This is a genomic window from Adonisia turfae CCMR0081 (genome assembly GCF_011009555.1).
Classification (GTDB): domain Bacteria; phylum Cyanobacteriota; class Cyanobacteriia; order Phormidesmidales; family Phormidesmidaceae; genus Leptothoe; species Leptothoe turfae.
Genome location: NZ_QXHD01000004.1, coordinates 6,656,696 through 6,673,073, shown reverse-complemented (window position 1 = coordinate 6,673,073; position 16,378 = coordinate 6,656,696). Strand labels below are relative to the sequence as shown.

At 49.7% G+C, this 16,378-nt stretch carries 10 protein-coding genes; 3 read left to right on the top strand and 7 right to left on the bottom strand.

Annotated features, from left to right (window positions below):
• Positions 1–388 precede the first annotated feature (388 nt).
• Positions 389–3,010 carry a CHAT domain-containing protein gene (locus DXZ20_RS32310; RefSeq protein ID WP_163702867.1) on the top strand — a complete coding sequence of 874 codons (2,622 nt, stop codon included), beginning with the start codon at positions 389–391 and terminating at the stop codon, positions 3,008–3,010.
• 118 nt (positions 3,011–3,128) lie between these two features.
• Here DXZ20_RS32310 and DXZ20_RS32305 read toward each other — a convergent pair whose 3' ends face one another.
• The 6 genes from DXZ20_RS32305 to DXZ20_RS32280 all read right to left on the bottom strand — a co-directional run bounded on the left by DXZ20_RS32305 (position 3,129) and on the right by DXZ20_RS32280 (position 13,384).
• Positions 3,129–3,881, bottom strand: coding sequence for a DUF928 domain-containing protein (locus DXZ20_RS32305; RefSeq protein WP_163702866.1), 753 nt, complete (start codon positions 3,879–3,881; stop codon positions 3,129–3,131).
• Positions 3,882–4,089: 208 nt separating this feature from the next.
• Positions 4,090–6,555: a CHASE2 domain-containing protein gene (locus DXZ20_RS32300; RefSeq protein ID WP_163702865.1), complete on the bottom strand. Its 2,466-nt coding sequence runs from the start codon at positions 6,553–6,555 to the stop codon at positions 4,090–4,092.
• A gap of 21 nt (positions 6,556–6,576) precedes the next feature.
• Positions 6,577–7,770 carry a DUF1822 family protein gene (locus DXZ20_RS32295; RefSeq protein ID WP_163702864.1) on the bottom strand — a complete coding sequence of 398 codons (1,194 nt, stop codon included), beginning with the start codon at positions 7,768–7,770 and terminating at the stop codon, positions 6,577–6,579.
• Between the two features lie 46 nt (positions 7,771–7,816).
• Complete coding sequence (locus DXZ20_RS32290) at positions 7,817–9,004, bottom strand: sigma-70 family RNA polymerase sigma factor (RefSeq protein ID WP_163702863.1); 1,188 nt, start codon at positions 9,002–9,004, stop codon at positions 7,817–7,819.
• Positions 9,005–9,369: 365 nt separating this feature from the next.
• Positions 9,370–12,294 (bottom strand): UPF0182 family protein, encoded by a 2,925-nt coding sequence (locus tag DXZ20_RS32285; RefSeq protein ID WP_250566001.1) that lies wholly within the window; start codon positions 12,292–12,294, stop codon positions 9,370–9,372.
• Positions 12,295–12,412: 118 nt separating this feature from the next.
• Entirely contained in the window at positions 12,413–13,384 is a 972-nt protein-coding gene (locus DXZ20_RS32280; RefSeq protein ID WP_163671065.1) for a calcium/sodium antiporter, read from the bottom strand.
• A gap of 124 nt (positions 13,385–13,508) precedes the next feature.
• On the opposite strand from DXZ20_RS32280, the gene DXZ20_RS32275 reads away from it, so the two are divergent.
• Complete coding sequence (locus DXZ20_RS32275) at positions 13,509–14,168, top strand: class I SAM-dependent methyltransferase (protein ID WP_163702862.1); 660 nt, start codon at positions 13,509–13,511, stop codon at positions 14,166–14,168.
• A 53-nt stretch (positions 14,169–14,221) separates the two neighbouring features.
• On the opposite strand, the gene DXZ20_RS32270 is transcribed toward DXZ20_RS32275, so the two are convergent.
• Positions 14,222–14,845 carry a precorrin-8X methylmutase gene (locus DXZ20_RS32270; RefSeq protein ID WP_163671063.1) on the bottom strand — a complete coding sequence of 208 codons (624 nt, stop codon included), beginning with the start codon at positions 14,843–14,845 and terminating at the stop codon, positions 14,222–14,224.
• 457 nt (positions 14,846–15,302) lie between these two features.
• Between DXZ20_RS32270 and glpX the strand changes: the two genes are divergently transcribed.
• Positions 15,303–16,340: a class II fructose-bisphosphatase gene (gene glpX / locus DXZ20_RS32265; protein WP_163671062.1), complete on the top strand. Its 1,038-nt coding sequence runs from the start codon at positions 15,303–15,305 to the stop codon at positions 16,338–16,340.
• Positions 16,341–16,378: the final 38 nt, after the last annotated feature.

The window sequence follows — 16,378 nt, the reverse complement described above, 5'->3', positions numbered from 1 at the left end:
CCCCTCTAACTCCCCCTTGGTAAGGGGGAGGACCGGAGTTTCTCCCCTTACTAAGGCTACGGTGCATACACAAGGATTGGATACTAGCATTTGCGGTTGTCTAACCCCCTCTAACTCCCCCTTGGTAAGGGGGAGGACCGGAGTTTCTCCCCTTACTAAGGCTACGGTGCATACACAAGGATTGGATACTAGCGTTTGCGGTTGTCTAACCCCCTCTAACTCCCCCTTAGTAAGGGGGAGGACCGGAGTTTCCCCCCTTACTAAGGCTACGGTGTATACACAAGGATTGGATACTAGCGTTTGCGGTTGTCTAACCCCCTCTAACTCCCCCTTGGTAAGGGGGAGGACCGGAGTTTCCCCCCTTACCAAGGGGGGATTAAGGGGGGTCATGCAGAATGTTGAACTCCCTGCCGAGCTGTGTATACACGGTAGCCTCCTCAAGAACAACACAAACCAACAAACAGCCCAAACCTCCTCAGCCAGCTCCCTCCTACAAACAGGCATCCGGCAATATGAATCAGAGCAATTCGCCGCCGCCATCACCAGCTGGAGCCAGGCCTTACAAAACGACCAAACCACCTCAGACACGCTTACCCAGGCCCTACTGCTTAGCAATCTCTCCCTGGCCCACCAACATCTGGGGCAATGGCCCCAAGCCACCGAAACAATTGCCCAAAGTCTCAGCCTACTAGAAACCCCAAGCGATTCAGCCGCCTATTCAGAAACCCTGGCCAAGGCCCTAAACACCCAGGGCCGCCTGTATTGGGGCCAGGGCAATATGGAAGCCGCCCTACTGAGCTGGCGTGAGGCGACAACGGCTTATCGGCAGGCAGACCATAAGCGAGGTGTTTTACTGAGTCTGATCAACCAGGCAAAAGCCCTGCAAACCTTAGGCTTGCACGTGCAATCTAAAACCATTTTGAATGAGGAAATCTCTCAAATTTTGCAAAATGGAGCGCTGGACCCCATATTAACGGCCACAGGATTCTGGCATTTGGGTAATGCCCAACGACAGTTTGGCGAACTAACGGCATCCCAGGAAAACCTGCAACAGAGCCTGGCCATCGCCAAGACAGCTAACCGACCCAGGCTCAAGTCCTCAGTGTTACTGGATCTGGGCAATACTGAACGCGCCCTCAGTGATAGTGCCAGCGCCATTGGCAAAAAAGATGAGGCGTTGGTACATCAAACGGCAGCGCTTGCCGCCTATGAAGAAGTTGCTAGCACTGGAACCGCATCACTCAATCAGGTGCAGGCCAATCTTAACCGGCTCAGTTTTTTAATAGACCTTGAAGAATGGTCCGCTGCCCAAGCCCTATGGCCAGATCTGCTATCCACCATTCCCCAGCTACCGCCCAGCCGCACTGCTATTTATGCCCAACTCAACTTTGCCAAGAGTTTAGCCACCTTGATGCAGGTCAGCGAGGCACAGCCCAAGAACCTTCAGATCAGCCAAACAGGCACTCCCAGCTGGCAAGATATTGACGCAATTTTGGTCACTGCCATCCAACAGGCCCAGGCCCTGGATGACACCATTGCAGAATCCTATGGCATTGGCCAGCGGGGTGAGCTATACGAAATGCTCCAGCAATGGCCTCAAGCTCAAGCGCTGACCCAAAAAGCCCTGTGGCTCACCAATGAGACGCAATTTCTAGATGGCCGCTATCGTTGGGAATGGCAACAGGGGCGTTTGTTAAGGAAACAAGGCAAACAGGATGAAGCTGTTAAGGCCTATGATGCTGCCGTCAAAACCTTAGAACAGGTCCGTAAAAATCTGCTCTTTATCGATGCCGAGGTGCAATTTTCGTTTCGGGATAATGTTGAGCCTGTTTATCGTGAGTTTGTGGAGTTATTGCTGAGCCATGGCGATCAGGCCAGCTTAAGTGACGAAACATTGAACCTTGCCATCCAACAGATTGATAGCCTACAGCTGAGTGAGCTGGAAAACTTTCTGCGCTGTGACTTAGCCAGCACCACCACCATCAGCCAGTTTGAGACGGATACCGATGCTGCGATTCTGTATCCGATTATTTTGCCAGATCGGATTGCGGTGATTCTACAGCTTCAGGGGCAGAAGATTTTTGCTGATTTTGAGATCCCCCAGAAAACGGCTGAAACCAAGTTAGAACAGCTGCGGCGGGATCTCAGTAATGCACCCAACCGCACCCCTGAAGTTAGAAAGGCTGCTAAAGAAATCTATAAGTGGGTGTTTCCAGAAACGATTGAGGCAGCGCTACAGGACTCTGACATAAAAACCCTGGTCTTTGTGTTGGATGGTACTTTGCGAAATATTCCCATGGCGGTTTTAAATGATGGGGAGCAATATCTGGTGCAGAAGTATGCGATCGCAATCGCCCCTGAGCTGGAACTGTTCACCCCCAGACCCCTGACCAAAGAACTCAGGGTATTTACAGGGGGTGTGGGCATCCCCCAGGAAATCGAAAACCGACAGTTTCCTGCCATTGAAAAGCTCGATGCTGAGTTAGACAAAATCAGTGAGCTGTTTGGCCCCCAGCCCCCCCTAACCAATGAAAACTTTCAGCAAGAAGCACTACAGCAACAGCTGAGTACGGGCGGTTTCTCAGGCATTCACATCAAAACCCATGGTGTCTTTAGCTCCGATCCAGAAGAAACCTTTATCGTGGCCCACCAAAAACTAATCCGTGGTCAAGAACTTGGGGATCTGATCCAATCGGCCAGTGTGCAGGGCGAAACCCCCATCGAGCTGCTGGTACTAAGCGCATGCTCCACCGCCACCGGCGATAATCGAGCCATCCTGGGCCTGGCTGGCATTGCCGTACAGGCGGGGGCACGCAGCACCGTTTCCACCCTATGGGAAGCGCAGGACATCCCCAACACAGCCTTGATGATCCGGTTCTATGAGGAACTAAAACAGCCAGGCACTAGCCGAGCAAAAGCATTACAAAATGCTCAGCTGGCCCTGATTGCACAGGGGTATCGTGCCCCCCACCTTTGGGCCACCTATGTATTGGTGGGCAATTGGCGTTAACAAAATCAAATGATCCCACAACTGCCTAGGGCAAGGTGTGCACAAGGCAACACCCCCACAAGGGTTAGGCAGTTTCAAAGCAATTTATTCAATCCCCTTGCAATTAACCATCTGTCAACTAACCATCTGTCAACGTTACTGGACCGACCACCGGGTATTGAGTAAACTCGCCCAAGTCAACGGACTCTAGCAAGTCAGCCCAGGTACGTCTAATATCCCCATCATTGGGAGACGCTGTTTGCAGCTGTGATGCAACCTGGTCAACCCTGTCGTACCAGATATCAGACGATGGGGCATTGCCCTGCACGGGTGATGCCGCCGCCACCGGCTGTACCCAGCCATCAATATTTAGGTCGCTTACAGCCTCGTCACTGGCAATACAGGATACATTCAAATACCAGTGATAATACTGACCTTCTTCCAGGCTATTGGCGATATCAGCTGGCAACGTGATACTGACAAACCCTGGCTGGGTAGGCAGTTCAAATGAGGTTTCATACACCCGATCATCTTCAGATTCAGTCAAGATGGAAAACTCTCCACTCTCCACCTCATCCACGGTATAGGGCATGTAAAACCAAAAGGTTGTGGGATATCCCGCCAGGGTTTTGCCATGGACATTGGCCGGGGTAATCGCCGTTAATTTCTGGTTTTTTTGAGGACACACCGCCGGACCACCGCTGAGGCTACCGCCGGGTTGGCGATTACCCGATGGTGGTGGTGTTGATGGGGCATCGGGTAGCTCAGCTTTCCGGCCACGACCATTGTCAATCGGATTGGGAATAGCTGAAGCAATGGGCATGAAACCCAGGGGGCTCAAAAGTGCTACCCATGCAAAACTGACGAGGGCTAAACGGTTTTGCGATCGCATTTATCAACTCCTCTATATCTAGAACGTTTTCAGGTCCAACGATTCGACAGTGATTTAGTAGTCCGTAGTTTAATGGTCTGTCAAGCTGAAAATTTCAGGCAAAGCTGGTAAAGAATCTAAAGGGATGAAGAGCCACACTTCACCCCATCGCCCTGGAGGCAATAGCCTAAAAGGCATTGCTTCGCTAAGGCTGACGCAGCACTCTTTATCAGGACCCAACCCGTATTGTTAACTTTGACACTGCACTCGTAATAACGCGCAGATAACCATGCTTATACGCTAACAAAACTCCAGCAGTTCCACCTAATGCAAATAATGCGGGTACCAGGGGTACCCATCCCCCCTGCACTAAAAGCAAGAGACAAACCTGACGCAGGCCCACACTGGCCCCGCCCACAACCAGTAACACCATCACTGGGCGGCGAATACACCACACCAACACACCGCCCACAACGGCCCATCCCCAAATCCAGAGCATGTCCCCCCACTGCCACTGACCGACTTGGGGCAATACCCAAATTAAGGGGCGCTCATCCAAGACAGCCGCGAGCAGCTGACTTACCCCGTGGGCATGAACCCAGACCCCTGGCAATGTGCCAAAAGGTGTTTCACGAATATCATTAGCAATGGGATCGGTCACCCCTATGAGCACAATGCGATCGCGAATCAAATTATCATTAAATCGTCCTTCCAGCAGGTCCGTAAAACTAATGCGGTGCGCAGGCTTAGGCTTAAATCGGTAGTTCAACAAAATTTGACTACTTTGACCATCCAACTGCTGATAACCACCCGTCCGTACAGCCAACCGATTAAACACAACAGGGCCTAAGTGCCAATTCTGCTGTGTATTCGCATTCAGAGGTTGCACCCCCTCTTTTCTTAAAAAACGTAGGGCCAGATTGAGACTCAAACTATAGGGTGTGGAACAAGCCGACGAAACAGGACCTAAGTGGGGGTCGTAAGACAATAAGTGACGACGTACAACCGGACGGTTACGCTGATAGTCATCATCAATTTCGAGATCGCTAAAACCCACTTGATGTTCAGCTTGATAACGAGAGAATTCAGGAGGATGCCCCAAAATCTCTCGATCATTCTGATCAAAAGAACACACTGTGATCAGATCAGGCGATTTTTCAAACTGCTCAAGCAGCTCCTCTCGACCAGGTTCATTCACCTGATAGCGATGCATATCAATGCCCACGGCCCGAGGCTGGCGTTGCTGTAGTTGGTCCAATGCCGCAGCTAACACGCCATCTCTAATGGGATAGCCATATTTATCAGTATCATCTTGATCAATTTCTATCACCAGCAGACGCTGATCAACAGCAGGCTGCTCCCAGTTCACGGGCCGAGACCGGATTAAATGGTCATAGGCAGATAGCTCTAACGGCTGCAAAAGCCCTAAGGCCCTGACACCGACAAGCGGTAGGGTAACAGCTAAGCTGGTGACCAACAGATGACGCCAGTTAATATCCAATAATGTCTTAGACTTAACTGGCTGGGGCTTTGGTTCTCGTTGTTCGGGCAATAACGACTGTGATTGAGGTGGCGCTGCTCCTTTAGTCCAAACAATCGGCGCTTCCGTTGGGTTCTGAAAAATCACAGGTAACCAGCTGGCACCGGGATATTTTCCCTCTAACCCCTGTAGTTTCTCTCGGGCATATCTAGCGGCAGTGTAGAACGCCTCTCCATGGGAAAAGGTCTGTAAAAAGTTCTCTAAAAACGCATGGGCCACCGGATCAACCACCGGCTCTCGCATCACAATCAGCTGAGGAATATTTAGATCAGCTAACGCCCGCGCTAAACCTAAACCATCACAGGAGTTGAAAATAGCTAGTTTGAGACCACGGCTAATAGATGCACTCAGAGCATTCCGCAATTCATCAATAGAGAGCTTTTCATCCGAATTTAGAAACAGCTGCTCCTTAAATTTGCCCTTCTCATCAACGGCATGGCTCGTGCTGTGGCCAGCAAAAAAGAAAATATCCCAGCCCTTGTCATCCCATAACTGTCGGTCTAATTCAGCTCGGTTAGGGTTCGACAAAAAAATAGTGTCAGCATCAACATCTTCAAGCATCAGGCGATCGACTTGAGTGTCGATCCCCTCACTATGCCCTAAAACCACCAAAACTCTCATCCGACGACTGATGGCCGTGGTGGTCTGGCTGGCAACCTCATACTCTGGAGAACTCAGAGCCACCTCTGCTTTGGTGTAATCCTTAAAAAATCGCCAGAGATGCCAGGGTAATTTCTGAATTAGAGGATCGTCCGTTTCGATAATGACCCTAACATTCTCTTTAGGATCAAGTTTCACCCGTAATTGCTGATCGATCTTACGAAAGCCAGGAGAATTTAGCCACTGATTGATTTCCCCCTCTAAACGCTCACTCAACTCTAGCAAGTCGACCCTGGAAACATTAGTAATGGGTTCTGGTTCAAATTCAATCAGATCTTTTGCCGATAGCCGCGAGCGAAAGCGGTTATTCAAGGCTTCATACAGACGACGCCATTGCTCGTAAAGCTCAGGGAGATTTTTAGCCGCAGGCAGACTACCACGACCACGGTATTGTACAGGCAGCTCACTATCTGGAAATAAGAGCTGGGCATTAACGCTGTTAATGCCTGTTTGACAATTCCCTGGACCTAAATTTAAGACAACCAGTGGATTCATAGAAGCATCTCAGAGAATCTATTAAGCCGAAAAGGTTTCGCTAAAGGTGTCATCACTAAGGTCAATTTGAAGACGGAACTGAGTACCCGGCTGACACCTGAAATACGGTAACTGCATGTAGTCTTCTTGAGTACGGGCTTGAACAGACTGCAATATCTCATCATCTTTGGAATAAATAGAGAGAATGAGATCAGTCGGCACATGATTATTCTCAACGGCTGGATGTACCTGTACCCGCACACCCATACGCCCATCGGACTCTGAATTTAACACCATCAGTAATGCTACCGTCTGGGGTTCTACTTCAGCATTTAATGTAACGAATTTAATTCTTGGTGCACAAAATCCTTTAGACTCTCTGGCCCGTCGCATGTTGTATGCAAAGGCAGGATGCTGCAAGCCCCAAAATGAGTCAAGGGGTTGCCAGTCTTCACCAAATAGGTTGTGCAACCACTGGCTCAGGTTTGTCGTGGCCTTAACCAACTTTGCTTGCTGGTTTTCCATGCGTCGCTGATATAGCTGCTGACGCCAGTCTTCACCCTGGATTAGCGACGCCCAGTGGGTAAACGGGAGCATGAGTCTAGGAAATACTGTATTGGGTTGGCTTAACTGTTGCATGGCTTGAATTACCTGAGCGGGAGATAAGGGCTGTAACGGCGGTATCACCGCCCGAGTGTCAGCATCTGGACAAAATTGACAGATATTCCAGAAGGCATTGAGATCGCGTTTTAGGTCCTGGCTTGACACACAATAGGTGCGATCGCACCCATCGTAATCAGCCACTTTTTTAATGTGCTGGTGGGTTGTATAGCCCCACACCCTGAGCCAGTGGTTTTCTAAATCAATTTGGACTGCTAAATAATAATCGGCGGCCCAATCTGGAATATCTACCCATTCTTGAGGAATGTCTAATCCGCCTGTATCCAATGTCTCTGAAGGGAGTAGCACCAGCCGTTTAGCCCCCATGGTCAGACAGCTACCGCTCACCATTTCCCAAATATTCGGCAAGCTATCTACATTGGGCCAGATGGATGTCTCTCGGGCATATTCTTGCTGAAACCAGGGTAAAAACACCCGCAGGCAAAGCTGATTTAGATAGAATTCCTCACGACGACCAGGCGTGACTAAGGTCTCCCTGGCTTGCCAACATTGGGTTTGGATATTGGGTGGGATTTCTAGCCACCATTCAGTAGGCTGGGCAAATGTGAGGCTCATGCGCGCAACTCCATCGCTGGCAACGGTTGGTTATTAATCTAGTAATCTAAGACTGATTGCGGTGGTGAACCGTCAGCCATTCTTCCAGGGCAACACTCATGTTGGTGATTAGGTCTGGCGAAGGCGAAATATGCATGGTTTTGGCCCAGGCTATCAAGGCCCGCAGTAAGTTTTCGCGGGTACGGGTCAAACGCCTGGACACTGTGTATTGTTTAATATCTAGCTGCTGGGCAATTTGTACTTGGGTCAAGCCGTCACCATAGTACAGATGCAGCATCGCCTGGTTATCTGGGGTCAATTTACCGATAGCGGCGATCAGGACTGTGTTGATGTGAGCCTGCTGCATCTGGCGCTGCTGACCATCTTCTAGCTCAATAATGGCGTTAATAAGTGATGATTGCAGTGAGTCAGAAAGCTCATCCTGGAGTTCACCCACCTCTCGGTTAGGGCTGGGGACATTTAATGATTGGACAGTCGGGTACATGTATTCCCGCACCCAGGCAGCACATTGGGCCAACCGTTGCTCCAGGTCTGCTGGTGTCAGGACAGCTCCGGGTTCAGATAGCTGCATGAGCCGTTCGGCGTTGTAAAGGTTTGCGATCGCAATCCACTGCTCCCGATCCGGTGCTCGCAATTTACGATTATGGGCTTTGGCAGCACCATAGAGGGTTTTATAGCAAACCCAGGCCAACCGATACTGGGCAATCGCCGTAGGTGATAATCCGGCATGGCGCAATGCCTCTACCATGCGCTGTTTACTCACCCGCCGCAAAAGCGTCCACACGGTACAAATATCCGCTTCTTGACGCTGGCGTAGCGTATCCCTAATCAAAGAAGCATAGACAATTCTGGCATACCCCTTTAAGCTGGCACCGCGTCGGGGATCATACCCTGCTAAAACTTTCGCTAGATCTATATTGGCCAGCTGAAAACAGTCAGACAATCGATACGAGGTGCGGCTGAGCATGCGCATTGACCGCTGAGCAGACCAGTACCAGGCTTCCTGCAAATAGGCCGCTAGATGCCCAAGCGCAATATCGTCTGGCTGCTTTTTCCAACGTGAATGCCAATAAAGTGACCAAAAATCTTCTGAAGGCTCCGTATTGGCCAACTGATCTTGGTGCTGCTCAAAATTTCTCCGCAATCTAGGATCTACTACCCAACGATTAAAGCGATCTGACCGAAATTCAATAAAGGTTGAAAAGATTTCGATGAGGCTCTGTCGAGAATGCATATCAAAAATAAAGGAGCCTTAAGCACGCTTACATGAGGGTCGAGCAACATCCGGCAAAATCACAATTGATAGTTTTCACCTTTACCATTCTATGATTGACAACCTCCAAAACTGTATATATCGCACTTTCCTTATAGGAGCCTGAATGGTTAAGGCAAATTTCTCCAAAAACGATAGGCAACCTCTATTGATTGGATTGATTTTATCAAAGGTTACTTGAATTGTTGACGCGGTCGAAACTTGATAGCTCACGGGGACTCTATGGCGTACGTTTGTCCATTATCAAATGTGGATGGGTCGATGGGAGGATGGGTGGAGAGTGGATGGGGGATGCCATAGGCTGCTAAATTTCTGCCATCGGGGTACTAGTTCAAAAGCTCGGCATTCAAGTCTCGTAAAATCGTCGAGCCCCCTGAACGCTGAGGATTAAAGATTGCCTGCAAAGATTGCTCCAGGGTTTCTGCCATGGCAATACGATTTTGATACGCCACAATCACACGGGCCAAAATTGGTAACCGGTTTTGTTCAGCTTCTAGATATAACGGCTCTACATACAGCAATGATTCTTCGATGGGAATGACCAGCAAATTGCCTTGATTGGCCCGTGAGCCTTGGGTATTCCATAGGGAGATCCGCTGAGAGATTTCTGGATCTTGATTGATCCGGGCTTCGATTTGCTCAGGGCCGTACACCAGTTCCTGCTTAGGAAAGCGGTAGAGCAACATCCGACCATACTGATTGCCGTCGGAACGCGATGCGAGCCACGCGATCAGGTTGTTCCGCTGCGATGGGGTAAATGGCCGGAGCAGAACAAATTCTTCTTCCGCTTCCTTGGGCAGTTTCATAATCAAATAGTAGGGTTCTACCACCTGAGATTCATTGGCATAGATTTCATTCGGGGCTCGCCATGTATCTTCGCGGTTATAAAAAATACGTGGGTTGGTCATGTGATAGACCAACAGCTGATTTGACTGCACCAGGGAATAGTCTTCGGGATAGCGAATGTGGGCGACCAACGCCGGAGGCATTGATTCTAAAGGTTGAAGCATTTTGGGAAACAATTCAGCCCAGGTTTGAATAATGGGGTCAGTGGCATCAGCAACGTAAAACGAGACTGAGCCATTAAAGGCATCCACCACCACCTTGATGGAGTTTCGAATATAGTTAAACGGTTGGCCACCGGGGTCTGAATAGGGATAGCGATCGCTCGTGGTATAGGCATCGATGATCCAATAGAGATAGCTACCCTCGGGATCGATCGGATTAGAGGTATCAGAGGCGGCCTGGGCATTGGCATCGGCCACCACCAGGTAGGGATCGCCATCAAATTGCAGAAACGGTGCAATTTCTTTGACACGCTCTTGAATATTGCGCCGAAACAACAGTTTTGTATCGGCGGTAAAATCGTTGGTAAACAACATTTGCCAGTCGCTGAGATGCTTGGAATACAGCAATCGCTGCCACCAAGCCCCCAGCGAGATGCCACCGGTACCAGCATAGGTGGTATAAACATTGTCATTTTCCCCTGGGTAGTCCAGTTCGGGCACCCGAGTACCAGTCATGACATAGTTGTTAGTTAATTCGCCAAAGTAAATTCGTGGCTGCCCAATGGGGATGCTGCGGGCAACATCTTCATTACTGGGCACATGGGCAATGTCTTTAATAAAGTAATCTGGCAGACCGCCAATGGCTGCCGTATTCACCGGGCTCATGGTGAAGCCATAGCCATGGGTATAGCTGAGGTGTCTGTTCACCCAAGTTTGAGCCGTATCTTCTAATTGCTCATAATTGAGTTCACGGGCAGAGATCAGCACCTGACGACGTTCGGTGGTGCCGTCACTCTTGGTCAGGGTATAGCGATCTACATCAGCATCGAAAAATTCATAGTACAAGCGAATCTGTTGCAACTGCCGGTTACTTTCAAGCAGGGGGCGCGTATCCCAAACTCGGATATTGCGCACCGTCAGATCGTTATTGTTTAGCTTTTCGACTGTGAGATTATTTTGAGGATTAAAACTCTCTTCTTGAATATCGGTAAGGTTAAACGCATCACGGGTAAACGCAATGGAGCGCTCAATATAAGGCCGCTCTCGCTGAAATTCATTGGGCTGCACCACCAAGCGTTGCACTAACCAGGGAGCCAGGGTTTCACCCAGTAGAGCAACCGTTAAATACGTCGCAATCAGAATTGCAAAGGAGGGGACTCTCAACCTGGATCGATGTTTGGCAAACCCAAAGAGATATCTACTAAATGCTATGACCACCAAACTCAGGGTAATGATGCTCAGGGCTGTCTGTACTGGCAAATCCACCATGACATCGGTGTAGCTAGCGCCGTAGGTCACCCCCTGGCGAGAGTAAAGCAGCTCATACCGATTCAGCCAATGGTTAATGCTGGTGGTTAACAGCAGTAGACCTGTCAAGATATACAGGTGCCGCTGTTGTCGGGCAGAGAAACCTAGAAATCGTCCCTGACTGAGACGTTTGCCTGCTAACAAGTAAATCAGGGCAACCGCCACTAACGTAAATAAAAACAGGCCAGACAGCCAGAATTCTGCCAGCTCTAGCACAGGCAGGCGAAAAATGTAAAAGCTAATGTCGTTATTGAACAGGGGATCAGATTGTTCAAAGCTGGTGGGATTGAGGGCTGGCAGTACCCGTGACCACTTAGAGGACAGGACCAAACTAAAGCTAAGGCTGAGGAGCAAAGTTGCGATCGCACTGCCCACCCCTGGATAAATCATCACCCCCAACATAATGACCATCAGCGGCCCCAACTGCCAGGGTTGAGCCATAAGCTGCTGTATAATCCGCCAGCCAGTATCCACATTCAGCCACAGGGGCAAAGTGGGCAGGGGGTCAGCCGCAATGGAATGCCAGCGGGTCAGGGCTAGCTGTCCGTGATACAGCAAAGAAACTGAAAGCAGCAGTGCCAACCCCATGGCCAGGGGCAGTAGCCGCCCTAAACCAATGCCTCTGCGTCGATTTTCAGCACTGGGAACAATGCAATAGTCATCAAAACTCAGCTGCCGGGCTCGCCAAAGATTTAGACCGGCAAATAACAAGCTGCCTAAAAACGTCATTGTGCCCAACACCACCTGGGTGCGTAGCCTCAGCCAAAAAACATCCAGATAGTTAACTGAGCGAAACCACAGACCTTCTGCCGCAAAATAGGTGAGGATATCAACGCTGAGGAAAAGTGCGATCGCAATCAGTCCCCATGTCCAAGAGGCTCTCGCAGATTGTCGTGGGGTAGCCCCTTGCAGAGGCCGGTCTTGCAGAGTCGCCATAGTGCATTAGATAGATCGAAGCAGTTAGATCGAAGCGGTCTTACTTTATCTTAGACAAGATCTTCGACCAGGCCTCCCAAACCGCCAGTCTCTATCGAGACCGCCTAGATCACCTGGCCTAGATCACCTGAAATGTAGTGCCCATAAACCAGATGTACAACATGATAAATAACCACCCTTCCCAAATGGTGATCTTGTTGTCTTGAACAATAAAAAACATCAACAATGAGGCCGCCAATAACGTTGGCACACTATGGGTAAGAATCGCATCTGATACCGGCAGTGGCCGAATTAACCCAGGAATACCCACGACTACAAAAATGTTGAAAATGTTGGACCCAATCACATTACCCACCGCTAACTCTGCCTTACCCTTAAGGGCGGCATTAATGGTTACCATCAGCTCAGGCAATGATGTTCCCAGGGCAACAGCACTAATGGCAATAATATCTCTGCCAATATTGAGACGATCAGAGATTTGAATCAACGAGTCAATCGTATAGTTGGCCCCTAGAAATATAAAAATTCCGCTGAGCACCAGGATCAGCACCTCCCTCATTAACTGAGCTGTCGTAAAGGCCGGGGCAGATGGATCCACAGCCTCCTGGTTAGAATCATCAGTGGCTTCATCACTACTCTTGAGAATGTAAAACAGATAGACAATGTAGCCAATGACAAGAATCAGCGCTTCTCCACGGGTAAACGTCTGATCTGATGAGGCCATCAAGGAGAACAGAAATGCTGACCCCACAAACAACGGCAGATCGACGCTGATCAGGTTATACATGACCCGCAAGATTTTAGTACTCATGATGGCCGCCGTACCAACCACCAAGCAAATATTGGCAATGTTAGAACCAATGACGTTACTCGCCACGACTTCCGCTGCCCCTTGAAAGATGCCAAACAATGAGGACAATAATTCCGGTAGCGACGTCCCCATGGAGACAATGGTTACGCCCACAATAAAGGGGGGTAACCCCATGGCAAGACCTAGTTTTTCAGCAGCATCAGTAAAAAAATCAGAGGCTTTAACCAACGTGGCCAGGCCAAGCACAAAGATCAACAGCAGTAGCGGTAAAGAATCCATAGAAACCCGGAAGTAGGTTAGAAAATAAATGTAACCACATCCAGAACCCTATGATCATTGCCACCAAAGCAACGTTTAGAACTGGATGTAGTTTGGCCTGCTGTTCGAATACGACTTCACATTTATGCTTGCCGCTAGTCAGCGTCAGAAACTTGACGAATCTAACGATACTTTGTTCTACGAACACCCCCGTTTTGTAACCCATGTGGACGAACGGTTTATTGAGCAGCTGACTGAGTTATATCAGGAACGACTCACCCCGAACAGCTGCATTCTAGACATGATGAGCAGTTGGGTATCACATCTGCCATCGGATATGCAATTTGCGCAGGTAGAAGGCCACGGTATGAATGCCGAGGAACTGGCCAAAAATCCCAGACTCGATCATTACTTTGTCCAGGATTTAAACGACAATCAGACGCTGCCTTTTAAGGATTGCACCTTTGACGCCGTACTCAACACCGTATCCGTGCAGTATCTGCAACAGCCTGAAACTGTTTTCGCTGAAATCTATCGCGTCCTCAAGCCCGGTGGCATCGCCATTGTCAGCTTTTCTAATCGGATGTTTTACCAAAAAGCGATCTCAGCCTGGCGCGACAGCAGCGATGCTCACCACATTGCCCTCGTCAAAAGCTACTTCGCGTCAGTCAAAGGCTTTAGTCAACCTGAAGTCATTGCCAACCAGGGTCCCCCCATCAATCCCATTCTGCAAATGATGGGCATGGCCAGTAGCGATCCGTTTTATGCCTTGATCGCCGAACGAATGGAGGTTTTGGTCAAGTAGGTCAGGTAGGGCGGGCAGGGCCCACCGTCCAGCATTGCCCGTTCAAGCACCAATTATCCCCGTTGCTTACCACCATAGGCCTTCCAAGCCAAATCAATCAGCCCATTCACAATGGCCACAGCGACGACGGTGCTGCCCTTACGGCCACTAATACAGATGCTTGGCATTAAGCTGTCTTTTAACCGAGATTTAGTCACCTCTGCTTCCAAAAACCCCGCAGGTGTAGCGATCACCAAAGCAGGCCGAATCACATCGGTTTCAATCAGCTGTACCAGACTATCCAGGGCTGGTTGAGAATGGCCAATCACAAAAATTGCCTCTGGATAACGCTTTGCCAGGGTTTCAATGCCCCAGGCGGCCCGAGACTGATCTTTTTGAGGTCGCGTAATGGCATCCATAGCGGAGTACACCGGGTTGGAAAAGGTACTTTGCAGCCTGGGGGTAATGCCAGCCTGAGCCATGGGACCATCGACAACGACTGTAGTACGCGCTGCCAACGCAGCAGCTCCAGATGGGAGGGCCTGATCAGAAAATTGAATTAAATCCTTATATTCATAGTCTGCTGTAGCGTAAATCACTCGACGCACTATCTCATATTCGGCTGGAGCAAATGTATGCTGACCAATTTCCTGATCGATTATGCGTAAGCTCCTTGCATCCGTGACGTGCCATTCCATAAGTGCTGCCTGCGTTCGCCGCTAGTTTCAATAGACTAGCATCGTCAGCTGTTTTTCTGGTATCAAGGCAACTTAATACGTCACATGAATATTTTTTTGACAGCTGAATTCGGACGTGAAGCCAAAATCATGGTGCAAGGCATAAGTACAAATGCTTATTCCCAACCTCTGATGAGCTAAGGCTTTAGGCTCTTTAATAGGGGATGCTTAGACCATTTTTGTATGCCACACATTGCGCGCAGGGAGCTTGAATCAACCGTTTGGAGTGGCCTAGACAGTAAGAAAGGTGCCCCCTCGGTCTGATATTCTGAAGCTATTAAAGGCGCTCATATAGTCTTAATGCCACTGGTGGTTCTAGGAACGATTCTGGAGGATGGGCTATCAGTGCCCGCCACAGATGCGCCGACAATCAGCAGTGCCGCCTTAATAACAGCAGGCAGTTTGGAGGAAATACGCAGTGGAAAGTACCCTCGGATTAGAAATTATTGAAGTTGTCGAGCAGGCTGCGATCGCATCTGCTCGCTGGATGGGTAAGGGTGAAAAGGATATCGCTGACGAGGTGGCTGTAGAAGCCATGCGTGAGCGCATGAACAAGATTCACATGCGCGGCAAGATCGTGATTGGTGAAGGTGAGCGTGATGATGCTCCCATGCTTTACATCGGCGAGGAAGTGGGTGTTTGTACCCAGCCCAATGCTGACGAGGTTTGCAACCCTGACGAGCTAATCGAAATCGACATTGCCGTTGACCCTTGCGAAGGTACTAACCTTTGTGCCTATGGTCAGCCCGGTTCCATGGCTGTATTGGCTATTTCTGAGAAGGGCGGTCTGTTTGCAGCACCTGACTTCTACATGAACAAGCTAGCTGCCCCCCCAGCTGCTAAGGGCAAGGTAGACATCACCAAGTCTGCCACTGAGAACCTGAAGATTTTGTCTGAGTGCCTGGACCGCGCCATCGACGAGCTTGTCGTTGTGGTGATGAAGCGTTCACGCCACGACGACCTGATTAAGGAAATCCGTGATGCGGGTGCCCGCGTTCGCCTCATTAGCGACGGTGACGTCTCTGCTGCTATCTCCTGTGGTTTCTCCGGTACTAACACCCATGCTCTGATGGGTATTGGCGCAGCTCCTGAGGGTGTCATTTCCGCTGCTGCCATGCGCTGCTTGGGCGGTCACTTCCAGGGTCAGCTAATCTACGATCCTGCCATTGTTAAGACCGGCCTCATCGGTGAGAGCAAGGAAGCTAACCTGGCTCGACTGAATGAAATGGGTATCACTGATCCCGATAAGATTTACAGCGCTGAAGAGCTCGCCTGCGGTGAGACTGTCCTATTTGCTGGCTGTGGTATTACGCCTGGTCTATTGATGAATGGCGTTCGCTTCTTCAAGGGCGGTGCTCGGACTCAGACCCTGGTAATTTCCAACCAGTCCAAGACTGCTCGCTTTGTGGACACCATCCACATGGCTGAAAACCCCAGCTACGTTTCCCTGAAGTAGTTTTAGGCCTTAAGTCACCCATGGGTAAGGTGCGTTAC

Coding starts and splice junctions, on each gene's coding strand:
- DXZ20_RS32310 (WP_163702867.1), top strand. CDS start 389: ATGCAGAATGTTGAACTCCCTGCCGAGCTGTGTATACACGGTAGCCTC.
- DXZ20_RS32305 (WP_163702866.1), bottom strand. CDS start 3,881: ATGCGATCGCAAAACCGTTTAGCCCTCGTCAGTTTTGCATGGGTAGCA.
- DXZ20_RS32300 (WP_163702865.1), bottom strand. CDS start 6,555: ATGAATCCACTGGTTGTCTTAAATTTAGGTCCAGGGAATTGTCAAACA.
- DXZ20_RS32295 (WP_163702864.1), bottom strand. CDS start 7,770: ATGAGCCTCACATTTGCCCAGCCTACTGAATGGTGGCTAGAAATCCCA.
- DXZ20_RS32290 (WP_163702863.1), bottom strand. CDS start 9,004: ATGCATTCTCGACAGAGCCTCATCGAAATCTTTTCAACCTTTATTGAA.
- DXZ20_RS32285 (WP_250566001.1), bottom strand. CDS start 12,294: ATGGCGACTCTGCAAGACCGGCCTCTGCAAGGGGCTACCCCACGACAA.
- DXZ20_RS32280 (WP_163671065.1), bottom strand. CDS start 13,384: ATGGATTCTTTACCGCTACTGCTGTTGATCTTTGTGCTTGGCCTGGCC.
- DXZ20_RS32275 (WP_163702862.1), top strand. CDS start 13,509: ATGCTTGCCGCTAGTCAGCGTCAGAAACTTGACGAATCTAACGATACT.
- DXZ20_RS32270 (WP_163671063.1), bottom strand. CDS start 14,845: ATGGAATGGCACGTCACGGATGCAAGGAGCTTACGCATAATCGATCAG.